24 protein-coding genes and 1 pseudogene are annotated in these 22,720 nt (G+C 51.5%); 16 read left to right on the top strand and 9 right to left on the bottom strand.

Annotation, left to right across the window (positions count from 1 at the left end; all coding sequences use genetic code 11):
• Positions 1-70: 70 nt before the first annotated feature.
• Positions 71-589, bottom strand: a complete 519-nt coding sequence (locus tag A3EQ_RS0119000; RefSeq protein WP_020156726.1) for a tryptophan transporter — start codon at positions 587-589, stop codon at positions 71-73.
• 125 nt (positions 590-714) lie between these two features.
• Positions 715-1,149, bottom strand: a complete 435-nt coding sequence (locus tag A3EQ_RS0118995; RefSeq protein ID WP_322786165.1) for an HIT family protein — start codon at positions 1,147-1,149, stop codon at positions 715-717.
• Positions 1,150-1,213: 64 nt separating this feature from the next.
• Here A3EQ_RS0118995 and A3EQ_RS22655 point away from each other — a divergent pair, with 64 nt between their 5' ends.
• The 3 genes from A3EQ_RS22655 to A3EQ_RS21480 all read left to right on the top strand — a co-directional run bounded on the left by A3EQ_RS22655 (position 1,214) and on the right by A3EQ_RS21480 (position 4,311).
• On the top strand, positions 1,214-1,444 hold the full coding sequence (locus A3EQ_RS22655) for a hypothetical protein (RefSeq protein ID WP_154652927.1): 231 nt from the start codon (positions 1,214-1,216) through the stop codon (positions 1,442-1,444).
• A gap of 901 nt (positions 1,445-2,345) precedes the next feature.
• Positions 2,346-3,092, top strand: coding sequence for an ABC transporter ATP-binding protein (locus tag A3EQ_RS0118980; RefSeq protein WP_026500088.1), 747 nt, complete (start codon positions 2,346-2,348; stop codon positions 3,090-3,092).
• Positions 3,082-4,311 carry an ABC transporter permease gene (locus A3EQ_RS21480; protein ID WP_020156721.1) on the top strand — a complete coding sequence of 410 codons (1,230 nt, stop codon included), beginning with the start codon at positions 3,082-3,084 and terminating at the stop codon, positions 4,309-4,311. Before A3EQ_RS0118980 ends, A3EQ_RS21480 begins: the two co-directional genes overlap by 11 nt.
• Before the next feature lie 323 nt (positions 4,312-4,634).
• On the opposite strand, the gene A3EQ_RS0118965 is transcribed toward A3EQ_RS21480, so the two are convergent.
• On the bottom strand, positions 4,635-5,150 hold the full coding sequence (locus tag A3EQ_RS0118965; RefSeq protein ID WP_020156719.1) for an antibiotic biosynthesis monooxygenase: 516 nt from the start codon (positions 5,148-5,150) through the stop codon (positions 4,635-4,637).
• 347 nt (positions 5,151-5,497) lie between these two features.
• On the opposite strand from A3EQ_RS0118965, the gene hemE reads away from it, so the two are divergent.
• From hemE to hemY, 3 genes are all read left to right on the top strand, one after another.
• Positions 5,498-6,535, top strand: a complete 1,038-nt coding sequence (gene hemE / locus A3EQ_RS0118955) for a uroporphyrinogen decarboxylase (RefSeq protein ID WP_020156717.1) — start codon at positions 5,498-5,500, stop codon at positions 6,533-6,535.
• A gap of 10 nt (positions 6,536-6,545) precedes the next feature.
• The gene (hemH, locus tag A3EQ_RS0118950; RefSeq protein WP_026500087.1) at positions 6,546-7,481 is read left to right on the top strand and encodes a ferrochelatase; all 936 of its coding nucleotides are present in this window, start codon (positions 6,546-6,548) and stop codon (positions 7,479-7,481) included.
• Positions 7,482-7,564: 83 nt separating this feature from the next.
• Entirely contained in the window at positions 7,565-8,986 is a 1,422-nt protein-coding gene (hemY, locus tag A3EQ_RS0118945; protein WP_026500086.1) for a protoporphyrinogen oxidase, read from the top strand.
• Between the two features lie 520 nt (positions 8,987-9,506).
• Here hemY and A3EQ_RS0118930 read toward each other — a convergent pair.
• Both A3EQ_RS0118930 and yhfH read right to left on the bottom strand, forming a co-directional pair.
• Positions 9,507-10,559, bottom strand: a complete 1,053-nt coding sequence (locus A3EQ_RS0118930; protein ID WP_020156712.1) for a 2,3-butanediol dehydrogenase — start codon at positions 10,557-10,559, stop codon at positions 9,507-9,509.
• 228 nt (positions 10,560-10,787) lie between these two features.
• Positions 10,788-10,925: a protein YhfH gene (gene yhfH / locus A3EQ_RS22320; RefSeq protein ID WP_020156710.1), complete on the bottom strand. Its 138-nt coding sequence runs from the start codon at positions 10,923-10,925 to the stop codon at positions 10,788-10,790.
• Between the two features lie 174 nt (positions 10,926-11,099).
• Between yhfH and A3EQ_RS0118915 the strand changes: the two genes are divergently transcribed.
• From A3EQ_RS0118915 to A3EQ_RS0118860, 8 genes are all read left to right on the top strand, one after another.
• The gene (locus A3EQ_RS0118915; protein WP_020156709.1) at positions 11,100-11,837 is read left to right on the top strand and encodes an MBL fold metallo-hydrolase; all 738 of its coding nucleotides are present in this window, start codon (positions 11,100-11,102) and stop codon (positions 11,835-11,837) included.
• A 17-nt stretch (positions 11,838-11,854) separates the two neighbouring features.
• Entirely contained in the window at positions 11,855-12,844 is a 990-nt protein-coding gene (locus A3EQ_RS0118910; protein WP_020156708.1) for a lipoate--protein ligase, read from the top strand.
• A 384-nt stretch (positions 12,845-13,228) separates the two neighbouring features.
• Positions 13,229-13,702: a hypothetical protein gene (locus tag A3EQ_RS0118900; RefSeq protein ID WP_154652926.1), complete on the top strand. Its 474-nt coding sequence runs from the start codon at positions 13,229-13,231 to the stop codon at positions 13,700-13,702.
• A 469-nt stretch (positions 13,703-14,171) separates the two neighbouring features.
• Positions 14,172-14,540 carry an ArsR/SmtB family transcription factor gene (locus A3EQ_RS0118890; RefSeq protein ID WP_020156704.1) on the top strand — a complete coding sequence of 123 codons (369 nt, stop codon included), beginning with the start codon at positions 14,172-14,174 and terminating at the stop codon, positions 14,538-14,540.
• Positions 14,533-16,659, top strand: coding sequence for a heavy metal translocating P-type ATPase (locus tag A3EQ_RS0118885; protein ID WP_020156703.1), 2,127 nt, complete (start codon positions 14,533-14,535; stop codon positions 16,657-16,659). Before A3EQ_RS0118890 ends, A3EQ_RS0118885 begins: the two co-directional genes overlap by 8 nt.
• Positions 16,660-16,885: 226 nt before the next feature.
• Positions 16,886-17,896, top strand: coding sequence for an ABC transporter substrate-binding protein (locus A3EQ_RS0118875; protein WP_020156701.1), 1,011 nt, complete (start codon positions 16,886-16,888; stop codon positions 17,894-17,896).
• A gap of 280 nt (positions 17,897-18,176) precedes the next feature.
• Positions 18,177-18,899 (top strand): AzlC family ABC transporter permease, encoded by a 723-nt coding sequence (locus A3EQ_RS0118865; RefSeq protein ID WP_169382739.1) that lies wholly within the window; start codon positions 18,177-18,179, stop codon positions 18,897-18,899.
• A complete protein-coding gene (locus tag A3EQ_RS0118860) occupies positions 18,892-19,200 on the top strand; it encodes an AzlD domain-containing protein (protein ID WP_020156699.1) in 309 nt (102 codons plus the stop codon). Before A3EQ_RS0118865 ends, A3EQ_RS0118860 begins: the two co-directional genes overlap by 8 nt.
• Before the next feature lie 140 nt (positions 19,201-19,340).
• On the opposite strand, the gene A3EQ_RS0118855 is transcribed toward A3EQ_RS0118860, so the two are convergent.
• Entirely contained in the window at positions 19,341-19,571 is a 231-nt protein-coding gene (locus tag A3EQ_RS0118855; RefSeq protein WP_020156698.1) for an IDEAL domain-containing protein, read from the bottom strand.
• A gap of 221 nt (positions 19,572-19,792) precedes the next feature.
• On the opposite strand from A3EQ_RS0118855, the gene A3EQ_RS0118850 reads away from it, so the two are divergent.
• On the top strand, positions 19,793-20,347 hold the full coding sequence (locus A3EQ_RS0118850) for a competence protein ComK (protein WP_026500082.1): 555 nt from the start codon (positions 19,793-19,795) through the stop codon (positions 20,345-20,347).
• Here A3EQ_RS0118850 and A3EQ_RS21475 read toward each other — a convergent pair.
• From A3EQ_RS21475 to A3EQ_RS21920, 3 genes are all read right to left on the bottom strand, one after another.
• On the bottom strand, positions 20,344-20,733 hold the full coding sequence (locus A3EQ_RS21475) for a hypothetical protein (protein ID WP_020156696.1): 390 nt from the start codon (positions 20,731-20,733) through the stop codon (positions 20,344-20,346). The two genes, A3EQ_RS0118850 and A3EQ_RS21475, sit on opposite strands and share 4 nt — an antisense overlap.
• Positions 20,734-21,145: 412 nt before the next feature.
• Positions 21,146-21,514 carry a VOC family protein gene (locus A3EQ_RS0118840; protein WP_020156695.1) on the bottom strand — a complete coding sequence of 123 codons (369 nt, stop codon included), beginning with the start codon at positions 21,512-21,514 and terminating at the stop codon, positions 21,146-21,148.
• Positions 21,515-21,589: 75 nt separating this feature from the next.
• A complete protein-coding gene (locus A3EQ_RS21920) occupies positions 21,590-22,285 on the bottom strand; it encodes an RNA polymerase sigma factor (protein WP_280510714.1) in 696 nt (231 codons plus the stop codon).
• A gap of 269 nt (positions 22,286-22,554) precedes the next feature.
• Between A3EQ_RS21920 and A3EQ_RS21465 the strand changes: the two are divergent.
• A pseudogene (locus tag A3EQ_RS21465) lies at positions 22,555-22,720 on the top strand (IS256 family transposase); the annotation flags it as partial.

Raw genomic sequence — 22,720 nt, 5'->3', positions numbered from 1 at the left:
AATGAACTGCACTTCCCGTTGTCGTCATGCCTGACATTTGGGCTGCAGTTCATTTTCGGGCGGATATTTGTCAATCGGCAAGGGTAATCAGATTCGATCGTTTTCCGATCGTTTTCACCAACGGCTCGATGATCAGTACGGCGACGGTATTGAATGCCGTCGTCGGCAAAACGACGGTGCCGAACAGGGCAACAAACGGTCCCGGAAGCCCGACCAGAAGCATCGCCAAACTTAAAAAGGCCAGGCCGGAGACGATGGTGCCTGCCGCCGTCAACAGTCCGTTGACCAGGGGCGTCCCTTTTTTCTTAAACAGAAGGAACAACCCGAAGAAAATAAATCCGGTGATCGGCTTTTCGATGAAATTCGGGAAAAAGCCGTTGGGAAAACTCGTCGTCATTCCCGAAATGATCCCGGTCGCCAAAGACAACAGCAAGACATGTTTTTTCTCCGGGAACAGCAGGATGCCGATGAAGAGCATGATCAGGCTGAAGTCGGGCTTCATGCCCAAATAGATTCCCGGAACGGTAAGATGCAGGATGGCACCGAGACCCACAAGCAAGGCCATAAAGACAAGATCTTTCGTTTTCATCGCTCAACTCTCCTCTCCTCTTCTCAACTTTCTCAACTGGGCTCAGCTCGCCGGCAAGGGATGCCGGTGGCCATAGTATAGCATATTTGCCGATTTTTGAATAGGGTTTGAATTATGTAATTTTTTTATTTCCCGAAGTTTTCGGCGATGGTCTTGGCAATCCTTTGCAGATCTTCGGGGCTGTACTCGTCATTATGGGTTTCCCACAGCGGCCGGAAGCCGTCGTCTTTGCCGTATCTCGGGATGAGGTGGATGTGGAAGTGGAAGACCGACTGGCCGGCGTGTTCGCCGTTGTTGTTCAATAAATTCAAGCCGATGGGCTGAAAGGCGTTTTTGATGGCGTTGGCGATGCCGGGCACGGCTTCAAAGACGTTGCGGGCGGTCTCTTCCGGCAGTTCGAAAAGATTTTTGCAATGTTTTTTCGGGATGACGAGGGTATGGCCTTTCGTCACCTGGCTGATGTCGAGAAAGGCGTATACATGCTCATTTTCAAAAACTTTGGCGGAAGGGATTTCCCCGTTGACGATCTTGCAGAAAATACAATCGCTCATGGGTACCACCTTTCGTTTTTATGAATATTTTAGCATATTTTCCCCGGCGGCACATTCGCAAGGGGCCGGTTTCTTGAAAAAACAAAGGCGAGGCTTCTCGGCAGCGATGCGGGTTGGGCTGCGCGTCGGGCGGTTTCTTGAAAAAAATAAAAGACAAGGCCCGTGCATCCGCTGCATGAGCCTTGCCGTATCGGTGAAGGAGAATGGGTTCATCGCAAGCCTTGCAAAGGTGCGGCAGAAAATGGGCATCTGGTTTACCGAAGGTTTACAGAGAACCCGCATCTTCATGCGCTTTCCGGGATAAACCCGTCAACTCCGCAAAACGTTTTTGCATTTTCCATTCTCCTTCATGTCTTATCCTGCCCGCCTTTGAAAAAATCATGCACCGGACCGGGAGGGAAATTTTTGCAATTCCCGTTTCCGAATTCGGAAAAATCGTTTGGGGCCGGAGACCGGTGCGACAAGGGGACCCAATTCCGTGCGGCGGCAATCGAAACATCCTGAAATCCGGCCATGAGAAGGCGGCAGGCACCGTTCCGTTCCGGCCCCGCAGCGATGAAAATTTTCCTCGATTTTGGACAGACCGCCTCGGATGTCGGACACTGGGAGCGATGATGGACATTTTTCTTGCGATGATGGACGTTTTTTCCGAGATGATGAACATTGTTTCTTTCATGTTGGACAAATTTTTCTCCATGTTGAACGAAAATGTCAAAATGATGGACAATAAATCGAAAATGTTGGACAGTTCCCTGCGGTTTCGGACGATTTTACGCCGATGTTGAACCATCCGAAGGGGATGTCGGACATTCCGCCGATCATGACGAAACCCATGTGGAACATTTTCCCCGAAATATTGGACGGACGGATCTTTTTTTGGACGTTTTCCAATCCATGTTGAATATTTTTCCTTCAATGTTAAACCATCCGACGCCGAGGAAAATGAAAATGATGGACATTCCGGCCGAAATTCGGAACATTCCTTCGCCGTGTTGGAGGACGAAACCCGGATGCCGTTCGATGGGCATTGGATCCGTCAATCGGATGAAGTTTCCTTGAGCATGGGTTTCCCATCGGCGTCGGTTTTCCCGGAGGAGGCTGCGCTGTCCCTTCCGTCTCCTTTTCGGTTCGCGGATGCGTTCTATTTTTGCTTTTTCTTTGTTAAAATGTGACATAAAGGAAAAAGGACGGATGTAAGGAGAATGATGATGGCATTGTTGGAAGTGGATTCGCTGACCGGCGGTTATACGAATAAAAACGTCATTGAAAATGTCAGTTTTACGGTTAACGTCGGGGAAATCGCCGCCCTGATCGGTTTGAACGGCGCCGGGAAAAGCACGACGATTAAACATATCATCGGTTTAATGGAACCGAAGTCGGGGACGGTAAAAATCGGCGGGCAGCAAATTTCCGAGGACCGTGATGCCTACCGGAAAAGGTTCGCCTACATCCCCGAAACCCCGGTCTTCTACGGGGAATTGACATTGGAAGAGCATTTGGAACTGACGGCGATGGCCTACGGGATCGAAGAATCGGAGTACAAAAAGCGGGCGGAACAGCTCCTGAAGGAATTTCGCATGGAAAAAAGGAAAAAATGGTTTCCCGCCCATTTTTCCAAAGGAATGAAACAGAAAGTGATGATCCTGTCCGCCTTTTTGACGGAACCGGAGCTGTACATCATCGATGAGCCCTTTGTCGGGCTCGATCCGCTGGCCATCCGGTCCTTGCTGGAATTGATGGACCGGCGGCGGAAGGAAGGGGCGGGCATCCTTTTGTCCACCCACATCTTGGCGACCGCGGAAAAATATTGCGACCGTTTTATCATTTTGCACAACGGGCGGGTAAAGGCGCAGGGGACGCTGGAAGAGCTGCGGGAACAGTTTTCCCTGAAAGACGCGACCTTGGACGAACTGTACATTCAAATCGTAGAGGATGACCGGGATGGAAAGTAAAGCATTGTGGGCGAAAAGGGCGGAGGAGCGTTTCCGGGAAATCGTCCGGTACGGGAGATACCTCGCCAACGATCATATGGCGCTGTTCCTGCTGATCGTCCTCGGAGCCGGGGGCTTCTATTACCAGCGTTGGCTGGAAAACATGCCGGACACGTTTCCCGCCGACGGAGTGATCGCCGCGCTGTTTGCTTTTCTCGCCGCCCGGGGAAGCGTCATCACTTTTTTTCGGGCGCCGGACCGGGTGTTCCTTCTTCCCCTGGAAGCAAAAATGGGTCCGTACCTGATCCGTTGTTTTCTTTTCAGTGCAGGGCTGAACGCGGCGGTCCTGTTCTTTTTCGCCATCGCCGCGCTTCCCCTGTATTTGCGCGCGGGAGGCACCGGGACCTTCTTTTTCGCCTTTTTCCTGACGGTTCTCGTGATGAAGGCCGCCAATCTCGCCGTCCGCTGGTTTATGGACCATGAAGCGGGGCCGGAATCCAGGCTGTTCGATTTTCTGATCCGGTTTTTTGCGAACGGCGCCGCCTTCTATTATTTCCTCAAGGGACAATACCTGTTTTTTGCCGCTGTTCTCGCCGTATTCTTTCTTTATTCGGCCTATTTTTGGAAGCGGCAAAAGGGAAAGGGCCTTCCGTGGGAAAGGCTGATCGAAAATGAAGAAAGAAGGATGCAAGCCTTTTACCGTTTGGCCAACATGGCGACGGACGTTCCGGATCTGGCGGCCGGGATCCGCCGGCGGCGCTGGCTCGATCCGCTGCTGAGAAGAATTCCTTACGGCCGGGATTCCGCATTCCGGTATTTGACGGCCCGGACATTTTTCCGGAGCGGGGATTATTTTCCTCTGTATTTAAGGCTCACGGGGATCGGGATCCTTCTCAATCTCATCGTCTCCGATTTCCGATTCTCGGCCCTCCTTTCCTTGTTTCTTCTCTTTGGCACCGGGTATCAGCTGCTGGATTTGCGGCGGCATCATGAAGCGGTGCTGTGGCTGGATCTGTATCCCCTTCCTGAAGAGAAGAAGGCCGAAGCGTTGCTGCATTTGCTTGGCGTCCTGCTTTCGGCGCAGGCGGCCTGCTTCGCCGCCGTCCCCTTCCTCCGGGGAGATTGGCAGTACGGCCTGCTTTGGCTCGGGGGAAGCGCCCTTTTTGTGTTGTGGTTTCTCCGTTTTTATTGCCGGGGGAGATTGGCAAAACGGAAGGATCGGGATTGGGGGAAACGTTGAAGTCGGGGAAACTTCGGAGCGCCGGAGGGGAAGCTGCAGCGGGGCATGCCGGACCGGATTCGTTCCGGCAGCGGACAAGCTCTCCGGGGATTTCCCGTTGAACCGGTCCGATCCGAAAAGTATCGGATAACAAGTTCGATTTTCTCCGGAGTCAATTTCCCGTTGAACCGGTCCGTTTCGAAATGGGACGAACCGGTATCCGCCGCCGGTCAAAACGTGCAGAAGCCCGCATAAAGCGGGCTTTCCCATGCCCCGAAAAGCCGAGGGTCCGGCAAAAGCCGCGGCCCCTTTCCGGATGCGCCTCCGAATGTGTCTCCGGGGCTTTATTCCCGGACCCGTTCCTCTTCCTTGACGATGTAGTAGACCGCCTTGTAATCCGATTTCGGGAAAAAATGGCCCGTTTTTTCCATTCCCTTCACCTTTTCCCGCCAAGCGGAGAAGGTTTTCGATTGTTCCCACCGTTCGCAGGAAGATTCCCGGTCCCAGCAGGAGAGGAAAAGATACGGTTCATTTTTTACCGGCTTCAGAAAACGGACGGCTTTCAAGCCTTGCGCTCCTTCCATTTCGGCCGTCAGCCGCTGCGATTCGTATTCGAGGACGGGTTTGGATTCTTCCTGGACGTAAATATGGTGCATGACGACAACCCCTTCATCGGGAAAAGGGTTGAAGGAAGCGACCACTTCGTAGGACCGGGGATATTGGAAGAAGGACTTTCCTTCCGTTTCGTGGAGCAGCAGGGCGTTTTCCGCGCTTTCCATCAAAACCGTTTTTTCTTCCCTGTGCCGGTCCGCCAATTTTTTTAAATAATCGTAAGTGCCCGTTGTCCAATGGATTTTCATTCTTTGATCCTCCCTGGGGTATGACTTTTGAAAAGGGGAAAGGAATGTTTCATGGCCGCCGCAGTGAGAAAAACTTGTCCGAGTATGAGGTTTGAAAAGGGAAAAAGGAAATGATAAATTAGGAGCGCGGCCCTTGGATCGTTTCTTTTTTTGAAATGATTTTTTTATGATAAAGGAGATAAAATGGCAACTTTATGACAATTTCTTTCATTTCGTCCATTTTCTAATATTTTATAGTATATTTTTACTTATGAACAGCGGGATATCTGCGGATCCCTTCGGACCAATTTTCAGATTGTTACGGTAGAAATCGTTGCCAAGCATCGGTGGAAAGGTGGACTTATTGCATGGCGAAACCGTTGAATCGCGCGTTTCTCGATGCCCTGGCGGGGAAAAGGACGGGCCATGTGCCCGTCTGGTACATGAGGCAGGCGGGCAGATCCCAGCCGGAGTACCGGAAACTGAAAGAAAAATATTCCCTCTTTGAAATCACCCGCAACCCCGAACTTTGCGCCTATGTGACCAGCCTGCCGGTGGAGCAGTACGGGGTGGATGCCGCCATCCTTTACAACGACATTATGACGCCGCTTCAGGCGATCGGCGTAGAGGTGGAAATCAAGGGCGGATTCGGCCCGGTCATCGATCCTCCGGTCCGTTCCGCGGAGGACATCCATAAGCTGGGGGAGATCGATCCGGAAGAGGACGTCCCCTTCGTCCTTGAGACGATACGGATATTAACCGGAGAGATGCTGAACGTTCCCCTGATCGGTTTTGCCGGCGCTCCTTTTACCCTCGCCAGCTACATGATCGAAGGCGGGCCTTCGAAAAATTACTTGAAGACGAAAACCTTGATGTATTCCGAGCCGGAAACTTGGTCATTGCTGATGGAAAAACTTTCCCGGATGACCGTCGCTTACGTGAAGGCGCAGATCCGCGCGGGAGTCCATGCGGTGCAAATTTTCGACTCCTGGGTCGGATCTCTGAACCGGGAAGATTACCGGCGCTATATCAAACCCCATATGCTGGCGATCTTTTCCGCCTTGAAGGAGGAAAACGTTCCCCTCATCCTGTTCGGCGTATCAAGCGGACATTTGCTTCCGGAATGGAACGATCTGCCCGTCGACTGCATCGGGCTCGATTGGCGGACGCCGATCCGGGAGGCCCGGAAATTGGGCATCCGGAAAGCGCTGCAGGGGAATCTCGACCCCGCCGTATTGTTGGCCCCCTGGGAGACGATCGAAGAAAAGGCGAAACAGGTGCTGGATGCGGGAATGGAACAGGAAGGTTACATTTTTAATCTGGGCCACGGGGTTTTCCCGGAGGTCAAACCGGAAACGTTAAAACGCTTGACAGCGTTTGTTCATGAATATTCCAGGAATAGATGAGGTGATCATCGTGGGACGGAAAAAAATGGCGCTCTTGGTCATGGCCTATGGCACACCTTATAGGGAGGAAGACATCGAACCGTATTACACCCATATCCGCCACGGAAGAAGGCCGAGCGACGAGCAGATCCGGGATTTGAAAAACCGTTACCGGGCGATTGGCGGAATTTCGCCGCTTTCCGAGATTACGAAACGCCAGGCGGAAAAGCTGGCCAAAAGGATCAATGAGGTCCAGGACCGTTATGCCTTCGAACTGTTTATCGGTTTGAAGCACATCCATCCTTTCATCGAAGACGCCGTCAAGGAGATGAAGGAAAAGGGATACGACGAAGGCGTCAGCATCGTTTTGGCCCCCCATTATTCCACCTACAGCATCAAAAGCTACAACGAACGGGTGCAAAAGGCCTGCCAGAACCTGGGGGGAATGAAGGTCCATACCATCGACGAATGGTATAAGGAACCGAAATTCATCCGTTACTGGGCGGAGCAAGTCAAAAAAACGGTGGAGAAAATGAGCGAGGAAGAACGCCAATCCTATGCCGCCATTTTTTCCGCCCACAGCCTGCCGGAAAAAATCCTGCAGCAGGGCGACCCCTATCCCGAACAATTGAAGGAAACGGCGAAGCTGATCGCGGAAGCGGCGGGGATTAAGGAATACGCCGTCGGCTGGCAAAGCGCGGGACAAACGCCGGAACCGTGGCTCGGCCCCGATGTGCAGGACTTGACGAGGGAGCTGCATCAAAAGAAAGGTTACAAGGCGTACATGTACCTGCCGGTGGGCTTTGTCGCGGACCATTTGGAAGTTTTGTACGACAACGACGTGGAATGCAAGGCTGTAACCGAGGAAATCGGGGCCGCCTATTACCGTCCGGAAATGCCCAATGACAACGATTTGTTTATAGAAGCCCTCGCCGATGTTTTGCTGAAAAAACTGGAAACCGTCTAAGGGGCCGGAGCGTGGGCGTTGGCGGCCGCAAAAAGCCGAACATATTATCCTGGCAAGCAAAAAATGAAGAAGGCGATAACAGTATGGATGGAATAAAAAAGAGGGTTGCTGTCATCGGAGGAGGAATTGCGGGGCTCACCGCGGCTTATTATCTGCAAAAGGAAATCCGGGAGAAAAATTTGCCTTTCGAATGCCTCCTGTTCGAATCCAGCCACCGGCTGGGAGGCAAGCTGCAAACCCTGGTCACCGGGGACGGGTTTGTCATTGAAAAGGGGCCGGACTCCATTTTGGCGCGAAAACCCGCGGCGATAAAACTGGCGGAAGAGGTGGGCATGGGCGACCGGATCGTGCGGAATGCCACGGGCCGTTCCTACGTGCTCGTTGACGGCCGGCTATATCCGGTGCCGGAAGGAACTGTGATGGGCGTTCCGACCAGATTATGGCCTTTCTTGACCACCCGCCTGTTTTCCATTACCGGGAAACTTCGCGCTTCCCTGGATTTGGTTTTGCCGCGGTCAAAGATGGAAAAGGATCAGTCGCTGGGGGCGTTTTTCCGGAGAAGGCTCGGCGACGAGGTCGTGGATAACCTGATCGAACCGCTCTTGTCCGGGATTTACGCGGGAGACATCGACCAGCTGAGTTTAATGGCCACTTTTCCCCATTTTTACGATGTGGAACAGAAATACGGGAGTTTGATCAGGGGCATGTTTCGGGGCGGCGCGAAAAGGCCGGAAAAACCGGAGAAGGAAGAGGGGAAAAAGGAAGGGCAGTTTTTCACCTTTACCACCGGTTTGCAATCCTTCACGGAAGCGATCGAAAGAAGATTGATGGACGGCACCGTGTTCAAGGGCGTAAGGGTGGTAAAAATCGCGGCGGGAGACGGCCGGTACGAGGTGTTTTTAAACGACGGGGAGAGATTTGTTGCCGATTCGATCGTGCTGGCCGTTCCCCATTCCGCCGTCCCCATGCTGCTGAAAGAATACGATTTCTTCGCCCCGCTCCAATCGGTCCCGTCGACGTCCGTGGCGACGATCGCCCTCGCCTTTTCCGAGAGGGACATCGGGCCGATCGGCACCGGCACCGGTTTCGTCATTTCCCGGAGAAATGTCCAATCGATCACGGCCTGCACCTGGGCGCACAAAAAATGGCCCCATACGGCGCCGAAAGGAAAAGCATTGCTCCGGTGCTATGTCGGCCGTCCGGGGGACGAAGAGATCGTCGATCTGGACGATGAAACGATCGTCCGCCTCGTCCTGGATGATTTGCGCCAGGTGATGGATCTGCCTGCCAAACCGGAATTTTCCGTCGTTACCCGGTGGAAGGACGCAATGCCCCAATATACGGTCGGCCATAAGGAGCGGCTGGCCAAGATCGAAAGGGAAATGGAAATCCATTTGCCCAACGTTTACCTGGCGGGAAGCTCCTACCGGGGATTGGGGATCCCCGATTGCATCCGCCAAGGGGAGGAAGCGGCGGAAAAAGTTATCCGGTCCTTCCGCGGATGATCGGGGAAGCCGCCGGAAAGGCCGCATGATGTTCGGATGCCGCGTAAAAGGCCGATATCGGGGGTTCCGCGCCCAATCCCGTTTCCCTGGCTTTTTCGCGGAAAAGGCCCCGCAATTCCCCCGTTATGGACTGGATGCCTATTCTTTTTTCACTCTGAAAGAGAGCGAAATTTTTTCGTAAAGCAAGAAGGCGGAGAAAGTTTTTCCGCCTTTTTGTTTTTTCCTCGCCGATCGGGAATTATTGCGGCGGCCTCATTCTTTTCGGGCCATTCAACCGGTTTTTGCCGAAGCGGGCCTGCTTGCGGGCCATGCAACGGCGGCCCTCGCATATTAAAGCCCGGATGCTTTTGAAGGGAAGAAAAACTTGCCTTATGCCGAATGAATCCGCCGGATCCCGTTCCATCCGGGCATCGCCCTGCGGCTGCCGCATTGAAAAAGGATTTCCCAATGAAAAATTCGCCAGAAAAATTCGCCAAAATAAAAAGGGATGAACCTTCCGGTTCATCCCTGTCCGATCCGGTTATTCCGGCTTGACCAAGATCTTGACCTGGTTTTTTTCTTTCAGCAGCGCTTCAAAGCCTTCCGTTACGATTTGATCGAGAGCGATGCGTTTTGTGACCAGTTTTTCCGCTTGGAAATAGCCCCGTTTCATCAGTTCCATAACCGCCGGGAAAATATCCCGGTAGGCGATCGTCCCTTTGACGTTCCTTTCTTTTAAAACGACGTTGTTCGGCAGGATATTCGCGGGTTTTTCCCAAATGCTTACGATTACCGTTTCCCCTTCAAAGGCGGTGCTGTCGATCGCCTGTTGCAATACGGCGGGGACTCCCGTCACTTCGAAAGCGACGTCGACGCCGCCGCCCGTGAATTTGACGAGGGTTTCAACGGGATCCGTTTCCATCGGATTGATGACGGCGGTCGCACCGAGTTCTTCCGCTTTTTTCAGCCGCTCTTTGGAAACTTCAATCGCATAGATTTCCGAAGCGCCGGCCGCTTTTAACGCCTCGATCAACAGGAGGCCGATCGGTCCGGTTCCAAAAACCGCGGCTTTGTCCCCCGCTTTGAATTTGCTTACCCGGACGGCATGCAGGGCAACGGCCGCCGGTTCGACGAGGGCGCCTTGTTCGTAGGAGAGCCCTTCCGGCATTTTGTGGACCATGACTTCATCGACAACCGTATATTCGGAAAAACCGCCGCCTCCTCCGGACAGGCCGTGGAAACCTAATTTCTCGCAAAGATTATACTTCCCGCTTTTACATGCCGGACATTCGCCGCAGCGGAGGATCGGTTCCACGACGACCGGGTCCCCCACTTGAACCTTCGTGACTCCTTCGCCGACTTCGACCACTTCGCCGCTGAACTCATGACCCATAATGATGGGCGCCATGTCTTTGCTGACGGGATGGGGTTCATGGACAGGCACGAAGATCGGCCCTGCGGCGTATTCGTGAAGATCGCTCCCGCAGATCCCCGCCCACTTCACTTTTATTTTTACTTGTCCTTTTCCCGCTTTCGGTTCTTGCACCTCTTCGACACGGATGTCTTTCGCTTGATGCCATACGGCAGCTTTCATGCATATCCCTCCAAAATTCGCTGATACTTCCATTCTATCACATATTTCCTTCTGCGGGCGGCCGCCCCCTTGAAGTTCAAAGATTGTTAAAAATTGCATGATTCCGTCGTAACTTTCAAAAAAAACAGGCCGGGCGGATGGTTCGGCCTGCCCTTCAACGGGCGGGCGGATCTCCATCCGGCGGGCCTGAACAGCCGCTTGCGGCGGTCGTATGGCGAAGGCATCCATTTAATCCCGTTCGGTCATTCCCATGCATTGGTGGCAAAGATCGACGTAACACTCATGTTGTTCTTCGATCTCCTTTCCGCAGCCGGCGCATGTTTTTGCCGGCAGGTTCCGGAAAAACTCCACGATGCTAATCAACATGGCGCCTCTCCTCCTTAAGGGCAATATCCGTTTCTTACCTCTATTGTATTATAACAATCAAAAAATTTCTACACTGTATTACTACAAAAGTAAAGAAAGATGCAAAATTTTAATAATTAGAGTATAGTAAAAATGATGTACCGTCCTTAATTCAAATGGTTGGGGGGAAGTATCTTGCAATTGACGGTCATTGGCTGCTGGGGAGGGTACCCGAAGGCGAATGAGGCAAGCACGGGGTACCTGCTGGAGCACAAGGGGTTTAAACTGCTTCTCGATTGCGGAAGCGGCGTCCTTTCCAAACTGCAGCAGTACACCGCTCCAATGGATCTGGACGCAGTGCTCATCTCCCATTACCATGCCGATCATGTGGCGGATATCGGCGTGCTGCAGTATGCGATCCAAATCCAAAACCTGGTCACAGGCACCGATAAAAATTTGCCGATCTACGGGCATACGCTGGATCCGGACGGTTTCGCCAAACTGACATGGAAAGGGGCGACGACGGGCGTCGCCTATGAAAAAGGACAAGAACTTCGTATCGGTCCCTTTTCGATCGCCATGCTGGAAACGATCCATCCCGTTCCGTGTTTCGCCTTCCGCATCGAAGCCGACGGGGAAGTCTTCGCCTACACCGCCGACAGCGCCTATAAGGAAGAATTTGCCGACCTGGCCAAGGGGGCGGATTTGTTCCTGTGCGAATGCAATTTTTATGAGCATATGGACGGGAAGGCGGCCGGCCATATGAACAGCAGGGAAGCGGGCACCCTCGCGGAAAAAGCCGGGGTGAAGGAACTGATGCTGACCCATCTTCCCCATTTCGGCGATGTGGAACAGCTGGCGGAAGAAGCGAAGAAATACTTTAACGGCCCCGTTCAATTGGCCAAATCGGGACTTATTTGGAAAAAAGGTTGAGGGGAAGGAGAAAGAAGATGCTGTTTATCGACAACAAAGGAATCACCGATCCGAGGATCAATCTGGCCATCGAGGAATACGCCTTAAAGCATTTGGACATCAATGAAACCTATTTGCTCTTTTACATCAACCGCCCTTCGATCATCATCGGGCGCAATCAGAACACCATCGAAGAAATCAATACGGATTATGTGGAAAAAAACGATATCATTGTCGTCCGCAGGCTGTCCGGCGGAGGGGCCGTCTATCACGATCTGGGGAATTTGAACTTCAGCTTCATCACGAAGGACGACGGGGACAGCTTCCACAATTTCCGGAAATTCACCGAACCGGTCATCCGAGCCCTGAACAAACTCGGGGTGAAGGCGGAATTGCAAGGGCGGAATGATATCGTCGTCGAGGGCAGAAAAGTTTCCGGAAACGCCCAATTTTCCACCGGCGGAAGGATGTTCAGCCACGGGACCCTCCTGCTGAATACGGAACTGGAAAATGTGGCCAAAGCGCTGAAGGTGAAAAAGGAAAAAATCGAGTCGAAGGGGATCAAATCGGTCCGGAGCCGCGTCGCCAACATTTCCGAATTTTTGCCGGAACCGATGACGATTGAGGAGTTCCGTTCCTTCCTCCTGAAAAACATTTTTGAAGGGGAGGAAAAGATTCCCGAATACGTGCTGACGGAAAAGGATTGGGAAAAGATCGACGAAATTTCCAGGAACCGCTATCAGAAATGGGAATGGAACTACGGAAAATCCCCGAAATTCAATATCCAGCATTCCAAACGTTTCCCGATCGGTTCGATCGACGTCCGCCTCGAAGTGGACAAGGGGATCATCCAAAACTGCAAAATCTACGGCGATTTCTTCGGCGTCGGCGATGTGGCCGACATCGAAAAGAGGCTGACCGGCGTCCGCTACGACAGAGAGGCCATGGCCGAAGCTTTGAAGGATGTGGACTTGAAACATTATTTCGGAAATATCGAAAGGGAAGAATTCTTCGCCTTTCTCTATTGAGGGAAAGGCTTCTTGCAGCCGCCGTCCGGCGGCGCAGGCTGTCGGCAGCATGGGTTTCAGGCATTCGTCTGGAACCCATTTTTTATACATCCCTAAAATTGTCCGCAGGGTGAAGGTCACCCGTTTAAATGAACAGGCCTTTCCAGGGATGTCGGAAGGAAGCGGCTGACCGGCGCTCGGGCCAGCGCCCCTTTCAGGCTTGAGGGAAAAGGAAGGAGCGGACCAGGAAGAAAAAATGGCCGCCGGCGCATATCTTCCTTTGTCTGAAAGCGCGGCATCAAAAGGCCGCCGATTGTGTCTCTTGCCCTGAACCTTTTTTGTACTTGCGCCCGCCGAAGGATCCTTCAAATCCCGAGATTCCTCAGAAATCTTTTGAATGGGTCCGTGCCGAAACATATTTCATGCTCAGGAATGTCCGCTGACAATAATAGAAGGATGGGATCAGGAAAGATGATCATTCGAAGGATGTTCAAATCGAATGCCCTTGAAATTTGGAAGATTGAAATCCCTGACACGGAAAGTACAAATTATTTGATCATTTCGGATCAAAAGCGACCGGGCACCCTCGCCGACTACCCTTGGCTCGATGAAGCGGATAAAAAATTTTTCGAACCAAGAGAAAACTTTATAAAGGTTCAGTTTGTCTCCAATCAAGATTTGCAGGGTTTAAACCTGTCCCGTCATGACGTATCCGGGTTGGCGGATGATTTATTGGCGCATGTCGCACAAGCCCATTGCGACTGGAATATAGATTTTTTACGGATCGCAAATCCGGACAGATACGTTCGGGCGCTGCTGAACAAGCAGGGAATAAAGGACGATGATGTGTCAAGGTTTAAATATCTTTCCCAGGATTAGCCGCCGCCTTCCGAACGGAAGGAGAAGGTCGATCAAATCATCCAAAGCTCATGAATTTTCCCTGCCCGCTTCCGGGCAGGCACCGAAAAGGCTGTTATCAAGGGGAAGGGAAGGGCGGATCGTTTCAAACCATTTCCGCAGGCGGCCGGGATGCGCATGTGCCGACGGAAGGGGGAAAAAGGGTGCAATTTCGGGGCGCCGAAGAAATGCCCAAGAACGGGGACATACCCAAAAGAAATGCTGGCGAATGGTCTTCGGCCCGGCAATGGCCGCCGGAAATTAAAGGGTTCCGCGATTCTTTCCCGACGGCGGATCCTCCGGAGTCGGAACCGGGCCGCCGCTGCCGGACGCCCGATGCTTTGGCGAGGGACGGTTTCGTTCCTTTTTTTATTATTCAAATTTCCGTTTGAATAAAAATGAGGTACAATATATTCAAACGGAAATTTGAATAAGATGGGGGGACCGTGGATTGCGGAGGGATGATACATGCGAAATTTATTGTTATAACGAAGAAAAAGTCTACCGGATCCGAGGAAAATTGCAAAAAGAAGATCTGTCCGGCGTTGCCCGGCTGTTTAAAACCCTTGCCGATGAAAATCGGGCAAAAATCGTTTATTCCCTTTGCCAAGAGGAAGAGCTATGCGTATGCGATATTGCCAATATCATCGGGACCACCGTGGCAACCGCCTCCCATCATTTGCGGACCCTTTATAAACAGGGGGCCGTCAAATATCGAAAAGAGGGAAAGCTGGTGTTTTATTCCCTGGATGATGTCCACATGAAACAGTTGATCATGATTGCGTCATCCCATGAGAAAGAGGGAAAGGCCCATGTCTGAGCAGCGGGAAGCGAAAACCTACCGGGTCCGGGGGTTGTCTTGCGCGAACTGTGCGGCAAAGTTTGAAAATAACGTAAAAGCGTTGCCGGGTGTACAAGATGCCAAAGTAAACTTTGGCGCATCCAAAATTACCGTTTGGGGTGCGGCCACCATCGAAGAATTGGAAAAAGCGGGGGCTTTTGAAAATCTGAAAGTTCTCGAGGAAGAAGAAAAAGCAGTCAAGCGCGAACCTTTTTGGAAACAGAAAGAAAACATGAAGGTGTGCATTTCCGCCATTTTGCTGGCGATCAGCTGGCTTTTCGGAAAACAGTACGGGGAAGGGCATCTCTTTGCGTCGACGGGGTACGCGCTGTCCATCATCATTGGCGGGTATTCGCTATTTATGAAAGGTTTCAGGAACTTCGTCCGATTGAATTTTGATATGAATACGCTGATGACTGTGGCGGTTTTAGGAGCCGCGGCGATCGGGGAATGGGGAGAAGGTGCGGCGGTTGTTATTCTCTTCGCCATCAGTGAAACCCTGGAGCGTTATTCCATGGACAAGGCCCGCCAATCCATTGAATCGTTGATGGAAATCGCGCCAAAGGAAGCTTGGGTTCGCCGCGGAAATGAAGAAATGATGGTCCCCGTCGACGAAATTCAAATCGGGGATATTATGATCGTGAAACCCGGCCAGAAATTGGCGATGGATGGAATCGTCATCAAGGGGACCTCTGCGTTAAATCAGGCTGCGATAACAGGCGAAAGCGTTCCGGTAACCAAAACGGTTGGCGATGAGGTTTTTGCGGGCACATTGAATGAAGAAGGGCTATTGGAAGTAAAGGTCACAAAGCGTGCGGAGGATACGACCCTTGCGAAAATCATCCATTTGGTGGAAGAAGCGCAAGCAGGGCGCGCCCCCTCTCAAGCGTTTGTGGACCGCTTTGCCAAATACTATACACCGGCCATTATCATTTTTGCCCTCTTGCTGTCTGTTTTTCCGCCATTATGGTTGGGCGCTGATTGGAGCGAGTGGATTTATCGGGGGCTGGCCCTGTTAATCGTCGGTTGTCCGTGCGCCCTGGTCATTTCCACGCCTGTCGCGATCGTAACCGCTATTGGAAATGCCGCGAAAAACGGGGTGTTGATTAAAGGCGGCATCTATTTGGAAGAAGCGGGAAACTTGGAAGTGGTCGCTTTCGATAAAACGGGGACATTAACGAAGGGCGTTCCTTCAGTCACCGATGTGGTCACTTACGGCGGGGATGAAAGGGAAGGGCTGGCCATTGCGGCCGCCATTGAAAAAAATTCACAGCATCCGCTTGCCAAAGCGATCGTAAGAAAGGCGGAAGAAGACGGGTTGCCTTTTCATGATGAACCGGTTGAAGGATTCCAATCCATTACGGGCAAGGGCGTGAAAGCCGAAGTAAAGAAGGAAATCTATTATGTCGGAAGTCCGGGGCTTTTTGAAGAGCTTCTTCCGAACGGCATCCCGGCGGAAATCAAAGAACAAATTGCAGCCCTGCAAACCCAAGGGAAAACGGTCATGGCGCTGGGAACGGAAAAAGGAATCCTGACGGTCATCGCCGCGGCAGACGAAATAAGAGATTCTTCCAAGGAAGCGATTCGAAAACTTCATCGGGTAGGCATCAAAAAAACGGTCATGCTGACGGGGGATAACCGGCGGACCGCGGAAGCGGCCGGAAAAGAAGCCGGGGTTTCCGATATAAAGGCCGATTTGCTTCCGGAAGACAAATTGAATTTCATCAAGGCGCTTCGCGAGAAGTATCGAAGCGTGGCCATGGTCGGAGACGGCGTGAACGACGCGCCGGCCCTTGCGGCTTCGACCGTCGGCGTGGCAATGGGAGGAGCCGGGACAGATACGGCCCTCGAAACGGCGGATATCGTTTTAATGGCCGACGATTTGAGGAAATTGCCATATACGATCCGATTGAGCCGCAAGGCCTTGGCAATCATCAAACAAAACATCGCCTTCGCTTTGGGCGTCAAGGCATTGGCTTTGCTGCTGATCGCGCCCGGCTGGTTAACGCTGTGGTTGGCGGTATTTGCCGATATGGGAGCCACGTTGATCGTCACTTTAAACAGCATGCGCCTGGTAAAGGTTGAAGACGAACCATGATGTTCCGCCGCGGGGCCGCGGAGGCGATTTATAAAGGCGGGACCGTTGAAGATTCTTCATCATGTTCTGCCGAATGCGGATCCGTCTGCCGCCCCGCCGCTTGCCGAGGGCTGCCGTTTTGGGAAATAAAGAAAAAATCTTCAAAACTGACTTGAAATATTTTTATAATCCTTTATAATTTTTTCTAACTTTATTCAGATGAGGAGAGAGGAGAATTAGACGAGTGATGAGCATGGTAAACAGGAAGACCTTCGCACTTATTTCTTTTTTATTGGCTGCCTTCGCCATTTTTGCCGCCGGCTGCGGCAAGGACGAATCGGAAACCGGAAGCGGGGAAAACAAGGAAAAGACGTATAAAATCGGGATTTCCGTTTTCGCCAACCATCCGTCTTTAAACGCGGCGACGGAGGGGTTCAAGAAGGCCCTCGCCGATAAGGGATTGAAGGTGGAGTTCGACGAACAGAACGCCTCCGCCGACGTCAACAATGCCAAAACCATCGCCCAGAACCTGGTAAACGCAAAGGCGGATTTGATTTTTGCCAATGCCACGCCGAGCGCCCAGGCTGCCGTCAGTGAAGCGCAAGCTGCCGGGATCCCCGTCGTTTTCACTTCCGTAACGGATCCGGTCGGCGCGGAACTGGTGGAGTCGCTGGAGAACCCCGGAAAAAATGCGACGGGCACGACGGATTACCATCCGGAGGCGATCCCGAAAACGGTCCAGTTCATTGCCGAAAATTTCCCGGGGAAACGGGTCGGCACGATTTACAATGCGGGGGAACAAAACTCGGTCAAACAAATTGAAGCCGTAAAGGCGGCGATGAAGGACACCGATCTCAAGCTGGTGGAAAAGGTGGTCTCCAATTCCTCGGAAATTAAGCAGGCAGCGGAGGCCTTGGCCGGAGAAGCGGATGTATTCTACATTATTACCGACAATACGGTCGTAAACGGGCTGGAGGCGGTGATCGGCGCCGCGGAGGATCACGACATCCCGCTTTTTGTCGGAGAGCTGGATTCGGTCAAACGGGGCGGATTTGCCGCATACGGATTTGATTATTATGATATCGGCTATGAAGCGGGCCAGCTGGCTTATTCGATTTTGAAAGAAGGCAAAAAGGCTTCCGAATTGCCCGTCCGTTATCCGCAAAATTTAAAATTGGCCATCAATGCCAAGGCGGCGAAGGAAATGGGCGTGGAAATCAAGCCGGAATGGAAAAACATCGCGGAAATACTCGAATAGCGCACAAAGCCTGAAATTTTTGCGTGAGGACAGCAGCTTCTGCATGTTCTGTGAAGGGAAAAGACGATCGTTTCATTTTCACGGAATCCGAAAAGGGGGAAGGACGCTCCCCCTTTCTTGCGCTTTTTTCCTGAAGATGCGCAGAAAATATTTGCTTCGGATTCGGAAAAAGGGAGGACTGGCCTGCCCTTTTTTCTTTGAGGAGCGCAAAAAAGAGAGGCCCGCGAAAATCGCGGGGATCGCCAAGGAATTTCGCGGTTTGGGGGGAAAAGCTTTGCGCATGATGTCCGGAACGAGGATTGCCGGCCGTTTCCTCGACGGCATTCAAGATGCCGTTCCGATCGCCATCGGATACATACCGATCGCCTTAACTTACGGTTTCATCGCCAAATCGACGGGACTGAGCCTGGGCGAATGCCTGCTGATGAGCCTGTTTGTGTACGCCGGCGCTTCCCAATACATGGCCCTCGATATGATCGGAAAACATATCGGCAGTCTGGAAATCATCTTCACCACGTTTATTGTCAACATCCGCCATTTTTTGATGAGCGCTTCTTTGAACGAAAAGGTGGAAAAGGACCATCCGCTGAAAAAGGCCATTTACGCCTTCGGGGTCACCGACGAAACCTTTTCGGTCGCCGCCGTAAAAAATGAAAAATTGACCACTTTGTATATGTACGGTTTAAATGTCCTCGCCTATTTCAGCTGGTGCCTTTTTTCCGCCGTCGGCTTCATCATCGGCTCCAATATTCCCGGGGTCTTTCAGGACGGCATGTCCATCGCCTTATATGCGATGTTCATCGGCCTTCTCGTTCCCTCGATGAAAAAGAGCGGAAAAGTGCTCTTCCTGGCGGGCTCGGCGGCTTTCCTCAATTCCTTTTTTCAGTTCTGCCGGATCGTTTCCCCGGGATGGTCGATCGTGATCGCCACTTTGGCCGCTTCGGTATTTGTCGAATATGTCTTTTGGTTGAAAAGGAAAAGGGGGAAAGTACGGAATGGATAGCGGATATGTCCTTTTGATCATCGGAATGGGGCTGGTGACGTTCCTTCCCCGCGCCATCCCGCTCACCGTTTTGCAAGGAATCAAATTCCCGCCGTTTTTGCAGGAAGTGTTGAAAAATGTGCCTTACGCCATTTTAGGTGCCTTGATCTTTCCGGGGATCTTCTTCATCGACGGGGAGAACGTTTTGCTCGGGATCATCGGGGCGCTTGGCGCATTTGCCCTCGCTTTTTCCGGGGCCAATGTGATCGTCGTGGTGATCGGTTCCATCATTCTTTTGTCCGCCGTGTCCGCGCTCATTTGACCGTTTCTCCCGCGGCTGGTCCGTCCCGGGAGGGACGGGGCGATGGCGCTTTTTGGAATCGCCTGCCAGGATCCGAAGGGGCGAGGCTTCGGTCAGGCGCTTTTTTGGGCACAAAAAATAACTGCCCGATCAGCAGTTTCCTATGCGTTCAATTCTTTTTCCACTTCCCGGAGTCGGGCGGACAGTTCCATAAACGCTTCCCGGTCATTTCGGTCGAGGGCCTGGTCGATCTTCTGTTTCAGCTTTTCTTTTTTTTCCTTTAACAGCGCCTCATTGATCAAAATGTCGATGTAGATCGCTTCGACCCCTTTTTCCTTGTCTTTCTGGCGGGTCAGCGCCAAAGCCCCGTTCAGCTCCTCCCTTGCCGGCATAGCCATGCCCCCTTTGCGTAAAATTTAATTTTTGCATTTTTCACTTCCGTTTTTTATTAATAATTATATGAGAAGGAGGATAAAAATCAACAGTTCCGGGAAGGAATTTTTTGAAAATGCGATTTTCCTGCAAACTTCGAAAAATAAAAAGTATAGTGACATAAGTTGGTACAGATGTTAATATTATATTGAATTTCAAATTTCAGGAAAGGGAGGATTCGATGTTCGATCAGGAAGTTTTGCATGAGGATTTTGAGTTGACGGTCAACACGATGGCCATTGTGCCGGTACCGTACGGCGGCAGGATCTATTCGAAAATTTTCGAGATCGATGACGAATACGTGGTGCCGGAGAAGCCGATTGACATCATCAAGAAGAGCTGCCGGTTTTATGCCTCCAGTTTCGAAGGCCGGCGGGAAGGAACGAAAGAGTTGATCGGCATCACCCATAAATCCCCCATCGTCATCGACCCGGTCTCTTCCATTTACTTTTTCCCCACCACCTCGCCTAACCGCCCCGATTGCTGCTGGTTTTCCCTCGAACATGTCCAAGGCTTTTTCCGCAAAGGAAATAAGGAAACGGAAGTCCTCTTGAGCAACAAGCAAACCCTTTCCGTGCCCATCTCCGCGAATTCCTTCCGATCCCAATATCAGCGCACTTCCCTCTTGCAGACGAAAATGCAACAGCGCCTTTTGGAGAGCGAAAGACGTTCGAAGCATCTGTTCCATGACTGGCAGTTGGAGGCGCTGGAGCGAAAGAGGTTTTACCGGTTTTAACCGGCCGTTTTTTCCCCGGAGTTTTTGTCGGTGAAGCGGCGGAACAAAAAATGGGCCAACAGCTCTTCCACCTTGTTCCGCAGCCGCGGATTGAAATAATTATGGTATTCCTCGTATCCTTTGTAGATGAACAGGAAGGTCGTAAAGGTGTCGTCCCGCTTCGTTTCCTGCACCTTCATTCCGTTTTTCTTCATCTCCCGCTTGACCGCATGCAGCTGCTTTTGCACGGCCGCCATCGTCTCGCTCACCAGGGAAATATACGGATTGGGCAGTTTGAACGGGCTTTTTTCGATGACGCGCAAATCCCTTTCCAGCACTTTGAGCACCATCGGATAATAGATGGCTTTCTCCATCAAATCGCGGTCTTCCGCCGGGATCCTCGTCATTCTCTTCCCTCCCCGATACCAAACATATGTTCGTATATATTTATAATATAACCTGCCGGCGGGAAAATCAATCGCCAGGGAATTTTTTACAGATGCCTGATTTTAATGAATGGGCAAACCATTCGAAGGGCAAAATCCTGCTATCGGCAATTGAAAAAAGCCGTTTGCCTGCGACAGGAAAATCGGCTTCCATTCAAAAAAAGAAGAAGGGGGAGAGAAGCCGTTCCCCTTCTTCTATGCGTTTTATCTTCGTTTTTTCCGGGGCATCCCGAGCCGGTGCCGGCCTCCCGGACTGGCGGCGGCAATCTCGGCGGTTGCAATTTTCGCGGGTTGCGTCGCTGCATTTTCTCCCTTTCTTTTACCCGCCGACAGGCAAGGTTGGCCCCCGTTGCATGATCCCTCATTCCTCCTTTTACTCCGGAAAGGTGACGGCGCTCAGCTCATTTCCGTCCGGATCGAAAAACTCGAAGAATCTTGTCCCGCCCTCCTCGTGAATTTCGGTTACCTTAACCTTTCGTTCCAGAAGAAATCGGTGATACCCATCCACGTCTTCCGTGAAAAAATTGAATGCGACGTGCCCTAACCTTTCGATTTTATCGGTTTTATAAATGCAAAGTCCCGTCTGCAACGGATGGCGGTCTTTAAAGCTGAAGCCTATATAGTTCCCGTCGGCACTGCGGAAAGTCACTATAAAAGGGAACACATCCAGGTACCACTTTTCCGACCTCTCCAAATCGGTTACCGGTACAAATACGGTATCGATTCTCTTCACAAGCGCCATAAATCCAACTCCTTTAAAGCAAGATTTGATTCACATAATAAACGCAGAAGAAGGACGAAAAGATACGGTTATTTTTTATGAGCCGTTCCTGATTTTTTTCGCCGGTGCGGCGACGGTAAACACATTGCCGTCCGGGTCTCGCAACTGGAAAAAAACCATTCCTTCGCCTATGATCCGCTTCGCTTCCATCCCGCGATGCTTAAGGGAGCGGTATGCCCGGCTTACGGCAGCGGGATCATGTTGTTGGAAGGCATCAAGAAAGATATCGGCCAGTTCTGCGACGCTTTTCGCTTTGAATCGCGAACGGACCTCATCGTCCCGCCTTTTTACCCGTTTCAATGTTGTCCGGGCGCGATGCAGGGCAGCCTTCACAGCGCCTTCGGTCATTTCCAGCATCGACGCCGCTGACTGGGCGCTGAATCCGAAGACTTCCGTCAGAAGCAGAACAGATGCCTGACGGGGAGGCAAATGGCAGAAAAGTTCTTCCATGGCTTCACGGATTTCAAAATCAAGCCCATGCGGTTGAACCAAGGGCAGGGCCTCCCGATACGGATCCAAGGGGGCTTTATTTTTTCGGCAGTGGTCGATCCAGGCATTCGCGGCAATCCGGAACAGATAGGCTTTCGGCTCCGGATGGTTGACAAAGACAGCCGCAGACTGGAAGGCTTTGATAAGCGTTTCCTGCAGCAAATCTTCCCCGTCCCAAGGCGTTCCTGCCGTCATGCGGCAGTATCGGGATAAATCCGGGAGGTGGGGCTGGACGGTTTTCATAAATTCATTTTGAAAATGATGGGGCACAATCGCGTTTTCTCCTTCGTTCGAATCATTGGAATTATTATATCAATGAAAAATGTCAAAAAACAAGAACCTGTTTCTAGAACCTGTTTCCGCCCTTGCCGAATCTCAAATGGAAAGAATCCCGAAAAATTTTAGATGATGTATAAAAGTTTGTGTAAAGCATTTTGCTAGACCAAAAGAAAAAAGGTAGGGTATTCTCTGATTTAGCCATAACACATTCCAGAGAAAGGAGTACCCTACCTATGTCTAAAAGAAGTATACCGAATGTCGACTGGGCAAATCAACTGGAAAGTGTTATTCGTCAATTTGTGAAAGAAAAATTAGAGCTGATTATGCGGGAAGAAATGAAAAATTTCCTCGAAATCGAACAGGCTGGAACACCGAATATGAGAAACGGCTACTATCAGC

The sequence above is a fragment of the Caldibacillus debilis DSM 16016 genome (genome assembly GCF_000383875.1).
In the GTDB taxonomy this organism is placed as follows: domain Bacteria; phylum Bacillota; class Bacilli; order Bacillales; family Caldibacillaceae; genus Caldibacillus; species Caldibacillus debilis.
Note: the sequence above shows the minus strand (reverse complement) of the source record. Positions and strands in the feature narration are given on the sequence as shown.